The sequence below is a fragment of the Echinicola sp. 20G genome (genome assembly GCF_015533855.1).
Lineage (GTDB): Bacteria > Bacteroidota > Bacteroidia > Cytophagales > Cyclobacteriaceae > Echinicola.
On sequence record NZ_AP024154.1, the window covers coordinates 5445621 to 5464582 of the forward strand.

General features: G+C 37.3%; 8 protein-coding genes. All 8 read right to left on the reverse strand.

The annotated features are described in order from the left end of the window. Positions 1–564: 564 nt before the first annotated feature. The 8 genes from JL001_RS21885 to JL001_RS21920 all read right to left on the reverse strand — a co-directional run bounded on the left by JL001_RS21885 (position 565) and on the right by JL001_RS21920 (position 18759). The gene (locus JL001_RS21885) at positions 565–2484 is read right to left on the reverse strand and encodes a hypothetical protein (RefSeq protein WP_200979939.1); all 1920 of its coding nucleotides are present in this window, start codon (positions 2482–2484) and stop codon (positions 565–567) included. Between the two features lie 35 nt (positions 2485–2519). Beyond that, a complete protein-coding gene (locus JL001_RS21890) occupies positions 2520–4286 on the reverse strand; it encodes a sulfatase (RefSeq protein ID WP_200979940.1) in 1767 nt (588 codons plus the stop codon). Between the two features lie 179 nt (positions 4287–4465). Continuing rightward, positions 4466–6730 (reverse strand): glycoside hydrolase family 3 N-terminal domain-containing protein, encoded by a 2265-nt coding sequence (locus JL001_RS21895; RefSeq protein WP_236252939.1) that lies wholly within the window; start codon positions 6728–6730, stop codon positions 4466–4468. Positions 6731–6827: 97 nt separating this feature from the next. Then, a complete protein-coding gene (locus tag JL001_RS21900) occupies positions 6828–8318 on the reverse strand; it encodes a sulfatase (protein ID WP_200979941.1) in 1491 nt (496 codons plus the stop codon). A gap of 35 nt (positions 8319–8353) precedes the next feature. Further along, positions 8354–9397 (reverse strand): GntR family transcriptional regulator, encoded by a 1044-nt coding sequence (locus tag JL001_RS21905; protein WP_200979942.1) that lies wholly within the window; start codon positions 9395–9397, stop codon positions 8354–8356. 261 nt (positions 9398–9658) lie between these two features. After that, positions 9659–13903 (reverse strand): two-component regulator propeller domain-containing protein, encoded by a 4245-nt coding sequence (locus tag JL001_RS21910; protein ID WP_200979943.1) that lies wholly within the window; start codon positions 13901–13903, stop codon positions 9659–9661. Between the two features lie 450 nt (positions 13904–14353). Next, the gene (locus tag JL001_RS21915) at positions 14354–16513 is read right to left on the reverse strand and encodes a beta-xylosidase (protein WP_200979944.1); all 2160 of its coding nucleotides are present in this window, start codon (positions 16511–16513) and stop codon (positions 14354–14356) included. 221 nt (positions 16514–16734) lie between these two features. Continuing rightward, the gene (locus tag JL001_RS21920; protein ID WP_200979945.1) at positions 16735–18759 is read right to left on the reverse strand and encodes a hypothetical protein; all 2025 of its coding nucleotides are present in this window, start codon (positions 18757–18759) and stop codon (positions 16735–16737) included. Positions 18760–18962: the final 203 nt, after the last annotated feature.

Sequence of the window (18962 nt, forward strand, 5' to 3'; positions counted from 1 at the left end):
TTCATATAATCCTTATAAAGTCTTAAGAGTGCCACTTGAAATTTCAACTGTTAATTTCAAGCAAATCTTTATTTTAAAAACTGATGAATTAGTTTTTAAAATAAAGATTTGCTTTTTGGTTATGCTTTGAATCACTTAACAACTAGATAATAAATCATTATCGTTGATGTTGTTTCTTTCATCCAATTTTAAATTTTTTAATAAAAATAAAATCCAGAATACAGGTAATATTGTACAAAAAGGATCTAAATCAACTTTTCAGGCCATTTTTCAAGAAATTTCAGGTCAACCAGGTAAAATATTACAGACTTAAAAATTAGGCTTAACATTAGATTAGAATTTCACGAGGTAAGGTAATTACCACAGATATAAATCGATAAAAAATGAATTAAGAGATAAGCCTTAAATTCCAATAAAATTAAATAAGGTTTAACTCTTGATTGCTCAGAATTAGTTTAAAAACATTAAAAGCAATGATCGTGATCCAATCATTTTAACAAAAGAAAATAAAAATAGCCCTACATCCAATCAGACTAATTATATAAATATTCTAGCCTAAATTTATCAATCGTTTATAATTATAGTTAACTCAATATGGTTTATCCCTTTAATAAAAAATACCGTAATTGGTAGAGCCTCTACCCCTGGAACCATATTAAAAGTCCGGTTTGTTGTTAAAGTGTCTATTTTTAAAGGCACATTTGCCGAAATGAGAACTTCCCCCTTTTCTTTTTGAATGGCAACAGAATTTTTGTTAGGTTGATTGACCATTTCTCCCGATGGTGAAATAATGGGAATCACAAAAGCTGTTTGTCCGGTAATAGCCTTAGGAGTCTTTGCAGTAATCTTTATTAAGTCTTTGGAGCATCTGTAGACTAGCTCAAAATCGGCTGCGGTGTTTTCTACAGTTTCCCTTGCTTCATTTTTTAGTTTGACATTACCTGAAATCTGAATCTCTCCCATCTTGTCTTCAGTGCTGAAACTTGCAGAAAGATCATATAGATTGGTATACCACACACCATTTTCATAAGTTTCCAATCGGGGAGTCAACGCAATGTCTCTTCCTGGTGCAGGCTGTTGGTTCAAGGGTTCCATCATTTTATAAACCGCCATACTTGCAGCACATAAAAGTCCTACTTTTTGATGGTATAGAATCCCCAAAGAATTACCTGTTGCCTGGCGAAAATCTTCTTTATGATAGTATTCTGCGTCATATGCTGATATGGTCCCTCTCCAGTTGCCCCTGGAAAAAAGCACTGTATCCAGCTCCTTAAAATACCTTGTACCATCTGCTTTTTCGCGAGGAAGTAAAGTTTTTTTATTGATTTCCGGCAAATGTCCCCATTGGTCCAGAACCGTTGCAAGAGATTTGGCATGTGTAAAGGTATGGTGTAAGCAAGGTTTGATCCCATGGGAAAGGTAATGTGGCCCTCCATGCAATAGTCCTTCCGAGGTGCATCGCTTAAGCAGTTCCGTATTTTTTATAACTGCAGTGCCAAATGCTGGATTAAATCCAGCCATCATGCTGAAAGCCGGCTGGCATCCATCACAAGTCCTACTGCCCCAATAGGTCCATTTAAACATTCTTGTCCCCCAACTATTGTCCCAGCCACCATCGGGGAGCATGAATTCCAAATGGCTTTCTAAGGATTTTTGCAATAGTACCAACAGTTCTCGGTCCCCAGTATGAAGGGCATACATTACGATACTGTTCAAGGATTCCTCCACATTGTACCCTAAATCCACTCCCGGCAAGCCCTTAGCACTTTTCTTGTGCGCTGATGGTTTAATTTCTCCATACAGCAAATAATTAGGTTGAGTAAAATAATGCTTTACTTCAGCTGCCAGTTTTTGGCTTCTAGCAGTGTACTTCGGCTCTTCCAAAAGTTCACCAACCAAATACAGGGCGTAAATATTCGTAGCTCCATAATTGACATTGGTTGCATCGATGGTTTCAAACTTTTCATATATAAAGGCTGCTGCTTTGCCCAGTCGCTCCTTCCATGCCCCGTAGCGATTGGTATCGAGTAAATCACCATGGTATTTTAATGTCTCGGCCAACGCTATGGCACCAAAAACCGTTGTACCATTCCATGAATTTGGATTCAAATCATTGGTCCAGCTACCATCGGGCAAGGTCACATTTTTACTCCATTCCATGACGGCTATTCCTGCTTCCAAATACTTCTCCTTACCAGTGGCTTTGGCCATATAAAAGAAAGGATATACAGCATCGGAAAACCTGGCATGAACGACATCGCAGGCGGGGCACTGCATCATACCATGGATTTCAGGGTCAGAAGGTTTAATGATCAACTGACGAATCATCCCGTCACACCAATCTTTTAATAAACCATAGGCTAATGCTTTATATTGTATGGACTGTTCTATTGCTCCATTTTTATTAAACAGAACATTGTCGAATGGCATCATACAGCCCAATCCTGCCAGAGAGGAGCTATGTAAAAAATCACGTCGATTCATTTCTTTAGTGTTTTTGGATATTCTTTACTTAAGTTTCATTGATCAAGGAGCACCTCTACCAATTCACTGGGCTTATACCCTATTCGGTGAGCTTTTACCATTATTTTAGATCCATTGGGGACTTTTATTGACCCATGGTATAATCTCCATACTTGAGATTTTCGACCTTTTTTGTCCATTACTTTATAAGCGATAGAAGCTCCTTCTGTGTTGTTACTCATCCTAATTTCTCCATTTTCCACTTTCACCAAAGGGGCCTCTGTTTTTGGTTGAGTATTTTGGCCCTCCCAAAGCTGATTGATCAATTGATTTTCAGGTAAATTTGGCTGGTCACCGATTTCCTGTATCCACCTATCCAGTTCATGACTCAATATCTGGAGTTTATCCTGGTATTTTGGGTCTTCCGCCAGGTTATTGAGTTCATGAGGATCCGTAACACAGTCATATAATTCTTCTCTGGGTTTGCTTTCGCGGAACCATTGGGCTTGAACAGGATCTAATTCTCCTGCTTTCCTTAACCTCAACATTTCCTTCATAGTAGGGATTTCCTCCCGATAGGATATGGGAAGGTAATACCCTTGATGTGGGCGAAAATTTCTAATGTATTTATACTGCTTATCCCTTACCGCGCGAATAGCATCCGTATAGGCATCGAAGCGGTCTGCTGCAGCATGGATAAATTGTCTTTCCTCATTGGCCTGATAATCTCCCAAAAAAGCCCTTCCGTGCATATAATCCTTTGGCGCTACGCCCACCAAGGACAATAGGGTGGGGGCAAAATCAACAAAGCTGATCAGTTGATTATCTTCTGAGCCTGCCCGGCGAGAATGGGGGAAACGGATGATCATTGGAGTATTCAGTCCTGAATCATAAATCAGCCGTTTTTGCCGGGGTAATGGACCTCCATGGTCACCATAAAAAAATATAATGGTATTTTCCAGCAATCCATCTTCCTCCAATTGTTTTAAAACGGCCCCCAATTGCCGATCCATCTCAGAGATATTATTATACATTTTCCACATATCCCGCTTCACAACAGGGGTGCTAGGTAAATATGGGGGAATAGGAAATTCAGTATCCTTGCTGATGTGAACAGGTGTTTCTTCTTCGTCCATTCTACCATCAGCCCACTTGTAGCTGGTATCCCCAGCATAGTAATGCCTGGTCTCTATGTGCCGAAACCCATAAGGATCAAACAGTCCTGATTCATGGGTTTCCGTAAAGTTAACTACCGAAAAAAAAGACTGGCCTTCTGTCCTGTTTCGCCAATGGGCATATGGACCGCTTTCATCCCAAGCAGTTACTGGTGCCTTAAATTGGTAGTCCTCCTTATAATTATTGGTACAATAATAACCTTCCTCACGCAGCCATTCACTGATCATCCTCACTTCTGGGCCTGGAACTGCTTCATATTTAGGAATTCCCACCTCTTCATTATATGAATTGGTCCGCATGTGATTGGCTCCAATACTTGAAGGGTACATGCCTGTGGCAATGGCTGCTCTACTGGGAGCACATACTCCCGATGTAGAATATAAGTTGGGATAAATAACCCCTTCATTGGCCAGGCGGTTTAAATTAGGGGTGTACGCGGTAGAATCGCCAAAGGGAGCTATATAGGGTCCCATGTCTTCCGTGACCAACCATAGGATATTGGGCCTTGACAAGACTGTTTTTCTTTTATTGTTATGCAGCTCATTAAGGGACCTTCCAGATTGGCCGCAACTAAAACCAATGAAAAGCAAGAATACTATACTTAGCCTTTCCAAAACGGGAATTCTGACATTGATGGAGAATGACATAATCTTTTTTGATAAGAATTAAAACAATGATCTTTTATCAACCGGGAAACCTCATTTGTATTCCCTTTTCGAAGAGATAAAACACTATTTTTCAATATCTATTTATCTGATAATCAATAGAAGTACTTCCATTCACTGTGAAGAGGTGAATAAGTTTCATTTTATTCAACAACTTTGGTTTATTCAAACATAAAATTCACTGCTTGAAAAGATTGGCAGGAACTACCTATTCGGAGTTCAAACTCCCCTTTCCCTTGTTCTTTCTTCATATTTAAACCGGTATACTCCAGCATTTCAGGTTTAATTTCAAAGGTAACCTCTTGACTCTCTCCTGGCTTCAGGTCTATTTTTTTAAACCCCTTTAGTTCTTGCATGGGACGTACCACTGTACCAATCAGATCTTTGATATAGAGTTGCACAGTTTCTTTACCTCTTCGTTTACCCGTATTGGTCACCTTAACGGTAGCCTTAATGGACGTATCATCATGTAATACAGTATTAGAAAGTCTGACGGGGGAATAACCGAAGGTTGTATAACTTAGGCCATACCCAAAAGGGTACAAAGGATTGTTTTCATTAAACAGGTAGCCTTTTTTGTAATTGATTTCCTTTTGACTGTAATGAAAGGGAAATTGTCCAATAGAAAGGGGCACGGTGACGGGAAGCTTACCGGAAGGATTTACCTTTCCAAAAAGCACTTCTGCTAGCGCATAATTCCCCTGTTCGCTGAGATCCCAACAGTCCAGAATAGCATCAGCTTTTTCATTAAATGCATTTATCGAAAGTGTCCTTCTGTGCTTTAACACTACAATCAAAGGCTTTCCAAGTTTTTTAAGCTCCTCAATCAACTCATCCTGAAGTCCTACAGGATTAATATTGTCCCGATCGCCAAGAGCATTGTTAAAAAATCCCTCCTTAGCTGTAAATTCATCTCCACCTACAAAGGCGACCACCACATCGGCTTCCACACTGCTTTTAACGATTTCTTCAATTCCCTTTCTTTGTTCTTCACCGGACATCAATTGGGGAACATCCCGTACGCCATTGGTCAAATCAAACCCCTTTTTTTCAATAAATTCAATTTCTTTCCCTGCAATGGCTTGAAACTGTTTTTTCACTTCTTTTCCTAACAAGGGCCCTACCAAGGCAATTTTCTGAGGTTCTTGGGCTGATAATGGTAATACCCTCTCATTTTTTAATAAAATAATCGACTCCCGATCGGCTTCCTGGGCCAAGGTCAAATGATGTTTGGATCTTACAGCGGTACTTACCTTTTCTAACTCAATAAAGGGAGCATCAAATAGACCAAGGATAAATTTGGTTCTTAATACCCTGGCCGCAGACTGGTCAATATACCCCTCAATTTCTGGCATTTCCTTGATTATTTCAGGCAGCAACGCATAGGCATCCTCCGCATATAGATCCAGATCCACTCCTGCTGTTAAGCCCAAAATAGCAGCATCTTCTGGGGTTTCGGCCACTTTCATGAAATAATGTAATCTACCAATGTCATTGGCATCAGAAACTACATAACCTTCAAAACCCCACTGTTCTCGAAGCACTTCTGTCAGTAGCCAAGGATTGGCATGGCTCGCCACCCCATTAATATCCCCATGTGATGCCATTATTCCAAGGGTATTGGCCTCCTGAACAGCTGCCTTGAATGGAGGAAAAATCTCATCAATTAGGGTCCTTGGAGAAATTTCGATGGAGGCAAAATTAGTTCCTCCAGATACTTGTGCATATCCTGCAAAATGCTTGGCCACTGCTCCTATATGTGTAGCATTCAATCCATCATAACCACCTTGTAAACCCGTAATTGCACTGATGATCATTTGCGTGGTTAGGTAAGTATCTTCACTAAATGCCTCACTCATTCTCCCAAAGCGTGGATCCCGAACAATATCCGCCTCTGGCGAATGAGTAAGGTGTAGACCTCGCAAGCGTGCTTCCCTCCCTACTGCATCATAGACGCTATTGACTAGCTCTCGGTTAAATGTGGCAGCCATATTGATGGGCCGTCCAAAACTTGTACACCCTTCAGCATCGACCCCGTTGTAGGACTCCGTCACAAAGAAAGCGGGTATACCCAATCGGTTATGTTCTATAATATATTTTTGAAGTTTGTTATTTAATAAAGCCGCTTTTTCGGGAGATAAATGCTCCCCCGGATTTTTTATTCCACCTACGCCTATACTTAATTTTTGAATCACTTTTTCAGAAAGATCCAGTTCTCCCTGCTCATTGAGTTCTACTCCTATTTGGGCATGAAACATTCGCATTTGGGCTACTTTTTCTTCAAGGGTCATACGCCCAAGCAAATCAGTCACCCGTTTATCAACCTCCATGTTGGATTGTTTATAAATAGGAACAGTAGTTTGGGCATAAACTCCCTCTCCCATTAGTAGCATAATTAATACAGATACATACCTTGTTAACTTCATACTTTTGTCACGCTATATTTCGAGTTACTTGACTTTATTGATGTTTTTTAGCTTTTTGAATCCACTTTTCTTTCCATTGGGATCAGAATAAATCATGTTAACGCTTACTGGTCCTGGCTTTTTGTTCCACAAAATAGGGCTGGAATTTATAGGAGGAATTTTCATCCCATTTTGCATTATTATTTGGTAAACTTGCCTTTAAATCATTGACTATTTCGGCATATTTGGGGTTGTTTGCTTGATTTATCCATTCATTGGGATCTGCTATAAGGTCGTAAAACTCCTTTGAGCCGTCTTCATACTGAATATATCGATGATTTTTTGTCCTTACCGCATGGTTATTCATTCCAAAAGTGGTAATGGCCATTTGGCCGGTACCATTATTTTCTCCTTTCATCAGGGGTACCAGACTCTTTCCTTCATTTTTTCCGTAAGCATCAAGACCACACAAATCCAACAAAGTAGGATAAATGTCCAGCATTTCCACTGGTGCATTAATTACTTTGCCTCTTGATAGGCTTGGTGCTTTGAACATTAAAGGCGCATTTGTAGCAGGATTCCATAATGCATGTTTGGCAAAGGTTCCCTTTTCTCCTAAACGATATCCATGATCAGACCATAAAACGATTACCGTATTATCCGCATATTTACTTTTTTCAAGCGCTTCAAGTACCCTTCCGATTTGGTGGTCTACAAAACTCACGCAGGCCAAATAGGCTTGAATTATTTTTTTCCATTCCCCGTTCTCCATGGCCCATTTGGTAGAGGGCATCATGGGCAAATCATTTATTTTAAGCCCAACTTCTGGAATATCCTCTAGATCATCTGAGCGATATGGGGGTACTTCAATCCCTTCTAAAGGATGTAGATCAAACCACTTTTGAGGTACATAAAGGGGTACATGTGGTCTCAAAAAGCCCAATCCAATAAAAAAAGGTCGATCATACTTTTTGTTAAGCCGGTCTATCACCCAGCTGGCAGATTGATGGTCAGGCATCATATCATCCTGTTCTGGATATGCTCCCCAATCGGTACTTGTGCGACCATAATGTTCACGGTCCGAATTACCAAAACCATCCCAAACAAACCTTTCTTTTGGCAAAGGACCAAACCCTTTTACCCTACCTCCCGACTCATCAAAAACACCATCTGGTGCATGGTCATGAAACAATTTACCGATCCCCATCGTGTAATAACCACTTTCCCTAAAATATTCTGGGAGAAATACTATATCCTTAGTCGCGGGATTATCAGACCGAATTTTTTCATCCAGTATCATCCCATATATCCCTGTAGTAGAGGGACGGAGTCCGGTCATAATCGATGCTCTAGAGGGGCCACAAAGAGGGGCTTGACAGTGTGCATTTGAGAACAAAATACCTTGGGAAGCAAGTTTGTCTAAATTTGGAGTTTTGGTGTTGGAATAATCTTTCAAACACCCTAACCATGTATTTAAATCATCCACTGCTATAAATAAAACGTTAGGATTATCTAAAGTAGTTGTATTACTTTTTTCTTTGAAACTAGACTTACATCCACAAAAAATTAATAGAGCTATCCCATAGAAGAGGTGAGAAACATTGTTCATAATGATTAAACTTTGCTAAAAATTTTGAGATTAGATTAGATACTTCCTCTGTCAATCAGACTAAAATAATTAGGAACTGTTTCAACTTTTTCCTTTGCAATCATATAAGCAGCTGAATCTGCCATTATTTCAAAATCTGTTGTCATTACTGAAATTCCCAGTACCGCTTTTAAAGAGGTGTCGTTGTAAGAAATAACTCCCATGTCTTTCCCCAAAATAAGTTGATTATCTTTTACTTGTTGTAAAAACCGAATCAAATCCTCCTCATCAATAATGACATAGGCATCATTGGATTGAAATTCCATATCATCATATATCTTATTTATAATTTCATAATTCAATTTTGCCTGCTTACAAAATTTTATAAAACCCATTTTAATTTCTTTAGGATATGGGTAAATGGGGTTTTCTGGAAAAACCAGTGTAACCTTTGAATACTTTTTCAATTTAATTGCTACTTCATTCAAAGCATGATATATGTCATTTTCAAAATTTTGATAGATACATGGAACACTACTATTGATTTCAGGCAGAAATTTATCCATGAGTAACAGCTTATTTGCAGGCATATTTTGAAGGTATTTAATTGCGTCATTCATCTTTTCCGATGAATGACGGAAATGGGGCATTACCACAAAATGATCATATGCAAGTTTATTTTCTTCAAGAATATTCATCAGGTACTCTGCATTACAATGATGAACTCTCATATCGACTTGGTAATTGCCTCCCAAAGCATCTACAAACGAATGAAAAAGTTTAAGCTTATAGCTGCTAAGCTTATTTAGGACTATTAAGACCTTGCTTTTTGTCAAATTAACATTCCTAGCCACGTAAAAGCCCTTACTCATCACAGAAATTACAATCTTTTTTTCCCTTAAAAAATTAAAAGTTTTAACAATCGTATCTCTGGCCAAGCCTGAATCTTCTTGTAGTTCACTTATCGAAGGCAATTTTTCTCCAATTTGAATAGTACCATTTTCAATTTCTTGAATAAGCAAATCTGCCAGTTGTTGATATTTAGGAACTCGAGATGAATTATTAATGGAACTTGTTAAAATTTTCTTTTCTAAAATCATGGTTATTCGGGTAAAGTTTTCACAAATGACATAGCTTCCATTATATCAAGAGGATTCTTAAAAAATTGTCAAATTTATAAATGACAAATAATTTAAATGAATATCTCTTAGGAGTATATTGAAGCAATTGATCAATTTTAAAAAATTAGAATGAAAAAAAAGTCCACAATTATGGTCAAATAGTACACAAAATAATTATAACTGACTAATATTCAAATAATTAAATAAATCTAAAAATAAAAAAACTCACTCGCCAAATTGTCAAATACCCAAACTTTCTTTAAACTTTTGGGCGTAAGCCTTTGGGCTTAATCCATGGTATTTTTTAAATGCTTTTGAAAAATAGTTGGGATTTTTAAATCCAATTTGATAGCCCACTTCAGATACATTAATATTTCCTTTCTCAATAATACTAGCAGCTTTTTTCATTTTTATTCCTAAAATAAAGTCATTAGGTGTCTGATTAGTCCACGCCTTAAACTTTGTAAACAGCAATGACCTACTTACCCCCAACTCTTCGCACAGAGTCTGAATATCAAAAAATTCGTTTTTAAGATTATTCTTAATAATCTGAATGGCTCCATTCATCATCTCTTCGTCCCTGGAATTTACAGCAGCTTCCGAGGGTTGAAATTCCCCTGACTCTACAATCTTTTCCTTTAACTTTTTCTGAGTATTAATGATATTTTTGCATTTTAACAGTAATTCTTTCAACTCAAATGGTTTGCTTAAATATTCATCTGCTCCTGATTCCAAGCCATTGTATTTATATACTAAAGAAGTCCGAGCGGTCAATAATATAAATGGTATATGACTTGTGCGTATATCTGATTTTACTTTTTCACAAAACTCAATTCCGTCCATTACTGGCATCATAACATCACTGATAATTAGGTCTGGCTGTTCAGAAAGTGCCTTTTGGTAGCCTAAGGCACCATTTTCAGCTATGGATACTTTATAACGTTCTTTCAAGGAATTATATATAAATTGGCAAATATCTTGGTTATCATCAACGATAAGTATATTTGCTTCTTTTTCTAAACTTTCATATTGCCCTAAGAATATATTTGCATTTTCATCGACTTGATCCAAGTCAACCGATTTTCTATATAGGCTAATATCCTCGCTATTCTTAAAAGAGACAATAATTTCATCATCCTCCAAGTGCTCTTTCCCCAACCTCAATTCCATTACAAATTTACTTCCTTTTCCCTCCTCGCTTTCAACCTTGAGCTCTCCCTTATGTAAGTCCATAACGTTTTTGGCGATTGCTAAACCTATTCCCGATCCATACCTAAATTTACTTGGATTTTTTTGTTTTGGAATTTCATAAAATCTATCAAAAATTTTTTCTAAATGTTCTGCAGAAATTCCTATGCCATTATCTTTTACTGCAATTATAACCTTTTCAGCACTTTCTGATACAGCAACCTCAATCTTCCCTTTTGATGGCGTATATTTAAATGCATTGGAAATAAGATTATACAATACTTTTTCCAGTTTGTCTCTATCAAAAAAAACGTTTATCTCCTCATGTTGAGATTTAAAAGAATATCTTAATTTATTTAGTTTTGCTTGTTGAGAAAATGAAAGGTATATTTCATTTGCAAATTTCACGATATCTCCTTCCGCAGCTTGAAGTTTCATCTGTTTACTTTCTAATTTACGGAAATCCATTAGTTCATTTATTAGCTTAAAAAGTTGATCTGTATTTCTTTTGATCACCTGAAGTTGTCTAAAGACAGAACTCGGTCCTTTATATTCGATAATTAGTTTTTCCAAAGGCCCAGAAATCAAAGTCAATGGAGTTCTAAACTCGTGGGATATGTTGGTAAAAAATTGAAGTTTTTGTTGGTTTAAATCCTGTTGGTTAATGAATTCCTGAGTTTCAAGTTCAAGCTTATGTTGCAGTCTTAATCTTGACTTGAAGAAATAAATAAAAACGGTCAACGCTAATAGAAAAAGTGTGATGTATACTATGTAAGCCCATATTGTTAGCCATGGAGCACTTTTTACTTCAATTTCAAGTATAGTGGGATTTTGAGTTTCAACTCCATCGCTATTGATCCCCTTTACCTCAAATACATAATCTCCACCACGCTGAATCGTAAATGACACAAAATTATTTGTCGTGCGTACCCAGTTATCATCCAAACCTTTTAATCGATAAAGAAAGGTGTTCTTATCGGCATTACTAAAATTTGGCATTGAAAAATTAATTGTAAAGATATTTTGGTCATAATCCAAAGTAACTTCGTCTGTATACTCAATTGATTTTTTTAAGATTTCGGTGCTATCATTCACTTCCAACTGGTAATCAGACAAACTAAATCCCGTCAATACCACGTTGGGAGCATACTTATTTTCCGTTGCTAGGTTTTTAGGATAAAAAGAAACGATACCTGATGCACCTCCAAAAAACATCCTTCCATCAGACGAATATAGTTTTGCTCCCCTATTAAATTCATTTGCTTGCACACCATCATTCCTGTTATAAATTCTCTGGTTGCCAGAATTTGGGTCATATGAGAGGATCCCTTCTTCAGAGCTTAACCATAGTTTTCCATCATGATCTTCAGATATAGCAAATATGCTACTAATACCATTTAGGCTAACCGGTATTATTTTATCACTGTTTATTCTAAACAGGCCGTAGTTTTGAACTGCCAGCCAAACGTTCCCCCGAGAATCTTGAAAAATATCATGAATATATAACCTATCTTCACCACCATTTTCCATTTCAAAAAAATCAAACTCAAATGTATTATTTTCATAATTTGACTTCCTTAAAACACATAATCCTTCCCCTGTTCCAACGAACAAATCACCTTCTTGACTAAGCAACAGAGACCTAACATTATTACTAGTTATATTGGGCTTGTTACTTCCTGCATTAAAGTTTCTAAATTCATTCGATTCTACGTCAAAAAGATCTAATCCTTGATTTAAAGTACCGATCCATAATTTTCCGTCTGATGATTTTGCCAATGATAAAAGTTGGTCAGTGGAAAGTGAATTAGTTCTATCTGAATTCCCCCCTCTAAATTCTTTAAATTTTAGACTTTCGGTATCAAGATATATTAATCCCCTGTTGAATGTCCCAATCCAAAGCTTGTATGTATCATCAAATACAATATCTTTAACAGATCCAATAAAGTTACCTTTACCTAATTTATTAATATTTCGGAACTTTTCTGTAGATAGGTCCAAAACACTTAACCCTGCTCCCTCTGTTCCGATATAAACTTCCTGTCCATTTACCTCTTCCAAGCAGCTAACCACATTGTAGCCTAGTTGCGTACCATTTCGTTCTTCAATTAATTCAAAATTCAATTGGTTATCATCCCAATAATTGACACCACCATAGTAAGTAGCTATCCAGATTCCACCTTGGTTATCAGTAAACAAGGCACGAATATCATTACCTGTCAACCCGTTGTTTTTTTTGGGATCATGTTTCATCTTTCGAATGAGTTTATGGTTATTGTCTATGACGTTCAAACCGTCATAGGTTCCCACCCAAAGCCTTTGATGATAATCTATAGTAATATCTTGAATTATATCATTGGTTAATTCTTGTCCTTTTTTATTCCCAAATTGCTCAATTTCCTCTTTTTCTGTATTAAAATAGAACAATCCATTATGTGTACCTACCCATAAGTTTCCCATATGGTCTTCCTTTATGCATGAAACATAATTCTGGAACTGGATTTTATTCTCATCTCTACTCAACTTGAAGGATTTAAAATTAACTTTATCTCCAATCCTTCCCTCTAATTTATTAAGCCCAGACCTTGTCCCAATCCATATATCGCCATTACTAGACTTGAACAGACAGGTAACAAAGCTTGAGTTAATTGTTGTGGGCCTGGCCTCATCATGTAGGTAATACCTAATCTCCTTTTTATTTTCATCATAGATATTAATTCCGTTTTTAGTGGCAATCCACACCTCATGGTCATTTACCCTTAAAATATCATGAACGAATCTTGAGGAGACAGCTAGTTTGGAAAGAGTTTCCTCCTCAAAGTCCTTTGATAAATTATTTTTTGGGTTAAAAAGACTCAAACCACTTTTAGTTCCCATCCAAATCCCCTTGGAGCTATCAACATGTATTGAATAAATATCATTGACCCGAAATTGTTCGGGACTGCCTTTTTCCCTCCTCATCACCTTTAGTTCCTTTCCATCATACCTCATTAATCCATTACGTGTCCCAAACCAGATCATTCCCTTTTGATCTTGGTCAATGGAATTAACGGCATTCAACGAGAAGCCATCAGATGTTGAAATATGACGAAAATTATTTATCTGGTCTTGGGCAAATACTGGAAAAATCCAAGCAAAAGTTAAAAAGCAAAATATTAAAATATATTGGATGTACTTAGTTAAAGGAATAGGGTTAATAGTAAAATTTTTTCCCAATCCATTTAATATAAACTTCTTCATTAATTTAAAACTCTCTTGGTTATTTTTGTTCATTGCTAATTTCTCGACCTCTTCCACTTCCTATTGGTATAACTTTGGCAAGTTATACCATGCTGTTATTAAAAAAATATGATCAACTCTACCTACTCAATGATTAGGTAAATGGTTTTGCCCTACTTCTATTTTGAATTTAACTAATTTTCATTTATGAAATATCCCGTGCACCTAAATTTTTGAAGCAAATTAGCTCAATTAACATTGATAAATATAACAAAAATGTAAAATTGCAGTCGCTATTATTTCCCCTTAATTCTGTTGAATTTAATAATACATGAAATTTAAATAATAGAATAAATAACATTCTAGATTTATAGAAATAAATATGTCAATCATTTCATAAAATGACAAAAAGAGTAATTCCACTTGGAACTACTCTTAATATAATTACTATAACCCTAAACTTTTCTCACCTTCAGGATTTCATCTAAATAAAGAAGACCTTTAGCGAAATATTTTTTAAATAGTTTGTTAGCGAACTGATAGCTTAATCTCTTTAAGATCCTTTTCAAGACTAGAGGACCCAATATAAATCGTGAAGTTTCCGGGTTCAACCACCTTATTCATATTAAAATCATATAAAAAGAGATTTTCAGAATTTAATTCAAATTTTATAGTTTTAGTCTGACCAGGTTTCAAAGTAACCCTTTGGAAGCCTTTAAGCATTTTGTTATATCTTCCAACAGATGCAAAATCATCTTTTACATACATCTGAACTACTTCATCTCCTGTCCTGCCACCAGTATTTGTAACATCCACTGAAACAACCGTGCTCTCATTTGTTTTAATCGACTCTTTTTCTAAAACCAAATTATCATATTTGAAGGAAGTATAACTAAGCCCATAACCGAATGGAAAAAGTGGGGATTTTTCTGTAAACTTATACTGTCCTTTTCCAGACCCCACAAAATCAGGCCTTTCCAAATAAGTCACTGGAAGCTGACCGACTGATCTTGGGAATGACACAGTTAATTTTCCTCCTGGGTTATAATCTCCAAAAATAACTTCGGCCAAAGCATCTCCACTACGCATACCCAAATACCAGCTTTCGATAACTGATGGAATATTTTTTGCAATATAGTTTATAGTTAGTGGCCGCCCATTGATCAATACTGCTATAATAGGTTTTCCTGTTTCGTATATAGCTTGTACAAGTTCATTTTGAACACCAAACAAATCTAAATCCGCTCTATCTCCTCCTTCTCCACAAGTAGCAGTAGATCCTCCTATTGCCAGTATCACAACATCCGAATTCCGTGCAGCATCAATTGCTTCAGGAAAGCCTGCCTTTGAAGAACTTTTAAGTTTACATCCCTCTGCATAGTTGACTTTTACTTTGCCTCCCACTTTTTGTTTTATACCATCCAATACGGAAGTATAGTAGGGGGGAATTCCAGCATATCCCCCAAGAAGAGTATACTTTCCCCCATCCTTTACTTCTTCATGGGCATTTGGTCCTATCACAGCAATAGACTTGATTTCCTCCACATTCAGAGGCAAAAGATCATTGTCATTTTTAAGTAAAACCACTGCTTTTTTTGCAATGGACAACGCCAGTTCTTGACTCTCCTTTGTGCTAACAACAGGTTTAACTTCATCTGTATTTACCTGATCAAAGAGACCAAGTTTATATTTCATCTTCAATATTCGCGAAACACTATTGTCCACATATTTCTCTAAATCAGGGTTATTGGTCAACGTATCTTTCAAAACCTTCATGTTGTAAGCTGCATCATCAGGATTTTTTCCGATAACCAAATCCATATCTACACCAGTCTGTAACCCCATGACCGCGGCTTCCTCACGAGATTCAGCAATAAAATGCATATGATGCAACCTAGATATATCATTATTATCAGAGACTACAAATCCATCAAAGCCCCATTGATCCCTAAGTAACTCTTGAATCAACCATTTATTCATGTGGCAAGGGACTCCATTTAGATCTTGATGTCCTGGCATTATACTACCCACACCTGCTTCTTTCACAGCCGCTTCAAATGGAGGAAGGTGTACTTCATATAGGCGTCTTTTTGAAATATCACTGAACCCTCCATTGATTCCTCTGCGATTTTCTGGGTAGGCTACAAAATGCTTAGCAGTAGCCAAAATATGGTTCTCATCAAACTTTTGATGCCCTGTTCCTTGCAACCCCTCAATAAAAGCAACCCCCATCCGTGAGACCAAATAGGGGTCTTCCCCATAAGACTCCTCTACCCTTCCATAGCGAGGGTCTCCAGTAATGACATCCAAATTGGGGGAATAACAGTGGGTAAGGTTAGCTGCCCTAGCTTCTTTAGCTATGGCAGTAGACATTTCTTTAATAGCCATTGGGTCCCAAGTAGATCCTAATGCAATTGCTTGTGGATAGACTGTTGCCCCCGGCAACCATAATCCATGTAGGCATTCACTATATTGCATCATCGGGATGCCCAAGCGCTTATTTGGCGGTGCATCTTGAGTAAGTTCTGCTATTTTTTCCTCCAACGTCATCAAATTGACAAGGTTGGATACTTTTTGGTCAATAGTTTCTTCCTTCTTGTTATTCTTCCCGTGAGATTGACACCCCCATAAAAGCACCATTATTAAAAAAGTGCAAGTATAGCCACAAATAATTTGTTTTACATTCATTGTAACTGTAATATTTTAAGTTCAAACAAATTAAACATGGTCATGAACAAAAATTGTCTAGAAAAAAGGTGTTTTTGTCCAAATTCTACTGGATTGAGATAAAAACCAATCAAATTGGTTTTACCTTATTTCTAATCAGTACATGCATAACCAAAAACATTTATTAACTACTTAAAATACATGTATTAAGTTTATACACTCTTGATGCCGTCCTAGTATCCTTAATCTATGTAATCCAAAAGTAGTTTTTTTACATCTTCAATGGATCCAAGTTCCAACCCACCTGAAGTAGCTCCAGATATCCAATAAAGGACCATTCCAGCATCTGAACAGTCCCACTTTCCTTTTTGGAATTTTACCACATCATCCACTTCAGCAATTTTCCCCATTAACCAAACCCATTGAACTCTAGGGTCGGAATGGTTTTTGGCCCAATCCCAGAGTTCCAGATCTACCTTGAGAAAAACATTCTGATCAGGAATACGAACTTCTTCTACGCCAAAGTCAAGAATCTGCTGCCAAGTATAATAATCCCCTGCATCATCATTGGCAGAATGATGGGTAATGACCTTAACGAATTGGCGTTTATTTTTTTGGGAAGCCTCCAAAGCAAAGCCAATAATATCAGGTTCACCGGCCTCCACAATCCAAAGGGGATTATTTTTGGAAGATTCATTAATTGCCTTAGTCAAGGAATTAACTGATTCCTCTTGTTCCCATAGAGCATCATAGAACTTCAAGTGATCAAAACCTCCCCAACGTCGCGCTGTAACGTCACAGGCAGTTTGCATCAGGGCATGCCGCTCAATTTCGGCCTGTTCAGATATTCTATTACTTCTCACTAGGTCACAACTATGGGAATAATGCACCAGTCTATCATTAAGTAAAGTAGCCCGCACTAACGCAAGTGAAACAGCCGTACCTCCTAAATCGTCAGGATCTGGAGAGTTCCCATCTGCCACGATCGCCAATCTCCCCGCTGGGGGAGCAACCTTTACAGGTTCACTGATTTTGTGTTTTCCAGGAAACATATTTTGTAGAGTCATACCTTTTCCAGCCGGTACAAAGACGATCCCAGACCACCTTCCTCTGGCCCACTCTTGACCATCTGCACTTCCTAGTTTTGCTTTAAGTGTGATTACATCGCCTTTTGAAAGTGAGATATTTTCAAACAATTGATTATAATCGGGCCCTTGTTCAAATACTTCCTTGGCCAATGGAGGTGTAAAACCTCCAAGTACCCGGTCATTTACTGTTAGGACATAATTAGACTGACCGTCATTCTCCCCTACACCTACAAATAGAATATCATACCTACCACTAGAAAAGTAAAAAGGCATGGATACCTGAGCCTCTTTTCCATGTTCAGGATTTATGGCTAACCAATCTCCCAAGGTATCCTTATAAAAACCCTGTGCCTGCACAGGTAATTCTTTGGCGAAAAAAGTTTTGGTATCAGCTGAACTGGTTGCCAATTGGGATATATAAGATCGCTTGGACACCTTTTCTTCGACCCTTAAAGACGGATTTTTCCAATAATTTACAGAGTCTGGCCCATTGCCTTCTGGCCTATAGTGGATGTCTCTGGTTAGAATAAATTTATCGAATTCAAAACCGTCTTCCCGCATACTGAATTGTATATCATGGATTCCCGGTTGATCTATATCCAAATAGATTTGATGGGCTAGTCCACAATGTACTTCTTTGGTCCGCTGCCTGCTTTCCCATGTCCAGTCATTTTTACCTTCACACCATTGCATCCGCTGACCATGTTCGGGCCAGTCATCATTAATCCCTACATGGATCCCATTATCTTCACTCCCAGTAGAAAACGCCCTAACCCATACATAGAACCGGCCTGTCGTATTGAACTTTACTTTATAATGAACAATACCCAAAACTCCTGGTTGATCCGAAAAGTTTTCCCCTTTCATCAAAATATCCTCGTGGGTGGACCTTGTATCGGGCAATATCTCTATGTATGCATGGTTACTAGCTCCTTCAGAATGATTATTGTCCTTATCAGGAGTAACGGCTGGGGATTTATCCTTTGAAGTAATATACCATTTCCTTTTTCCAGATGAAGTTTGTTTATAGAAATCTTCTGCCTCGATGGCTACTATACCATCTTTTTCTACATAAATTAGATTTGAAGAATTTTGGTCGTGAACTGGCTCTGTATCTTGGGCCTTTATAAAGAAACCTAAACAACAGGTTAATGCAGTTGTTAAAACGATAATCCGCATAATAGAAAATCTATATCAAATTTTAATTTTCATCTATTAAATAATCATAAATATCTTCATCTCCCCACTTAGTTTTTTAGGCTAACCCTATTAAGGTTCCACTATTTACTATGTAAATGCAGGTGGAAAGGCTTTGAATCTACTTGAATATTTTTAATATCTCCTTTAATTGGTGCAGGATTGGACTTTATTACCTGTTATTT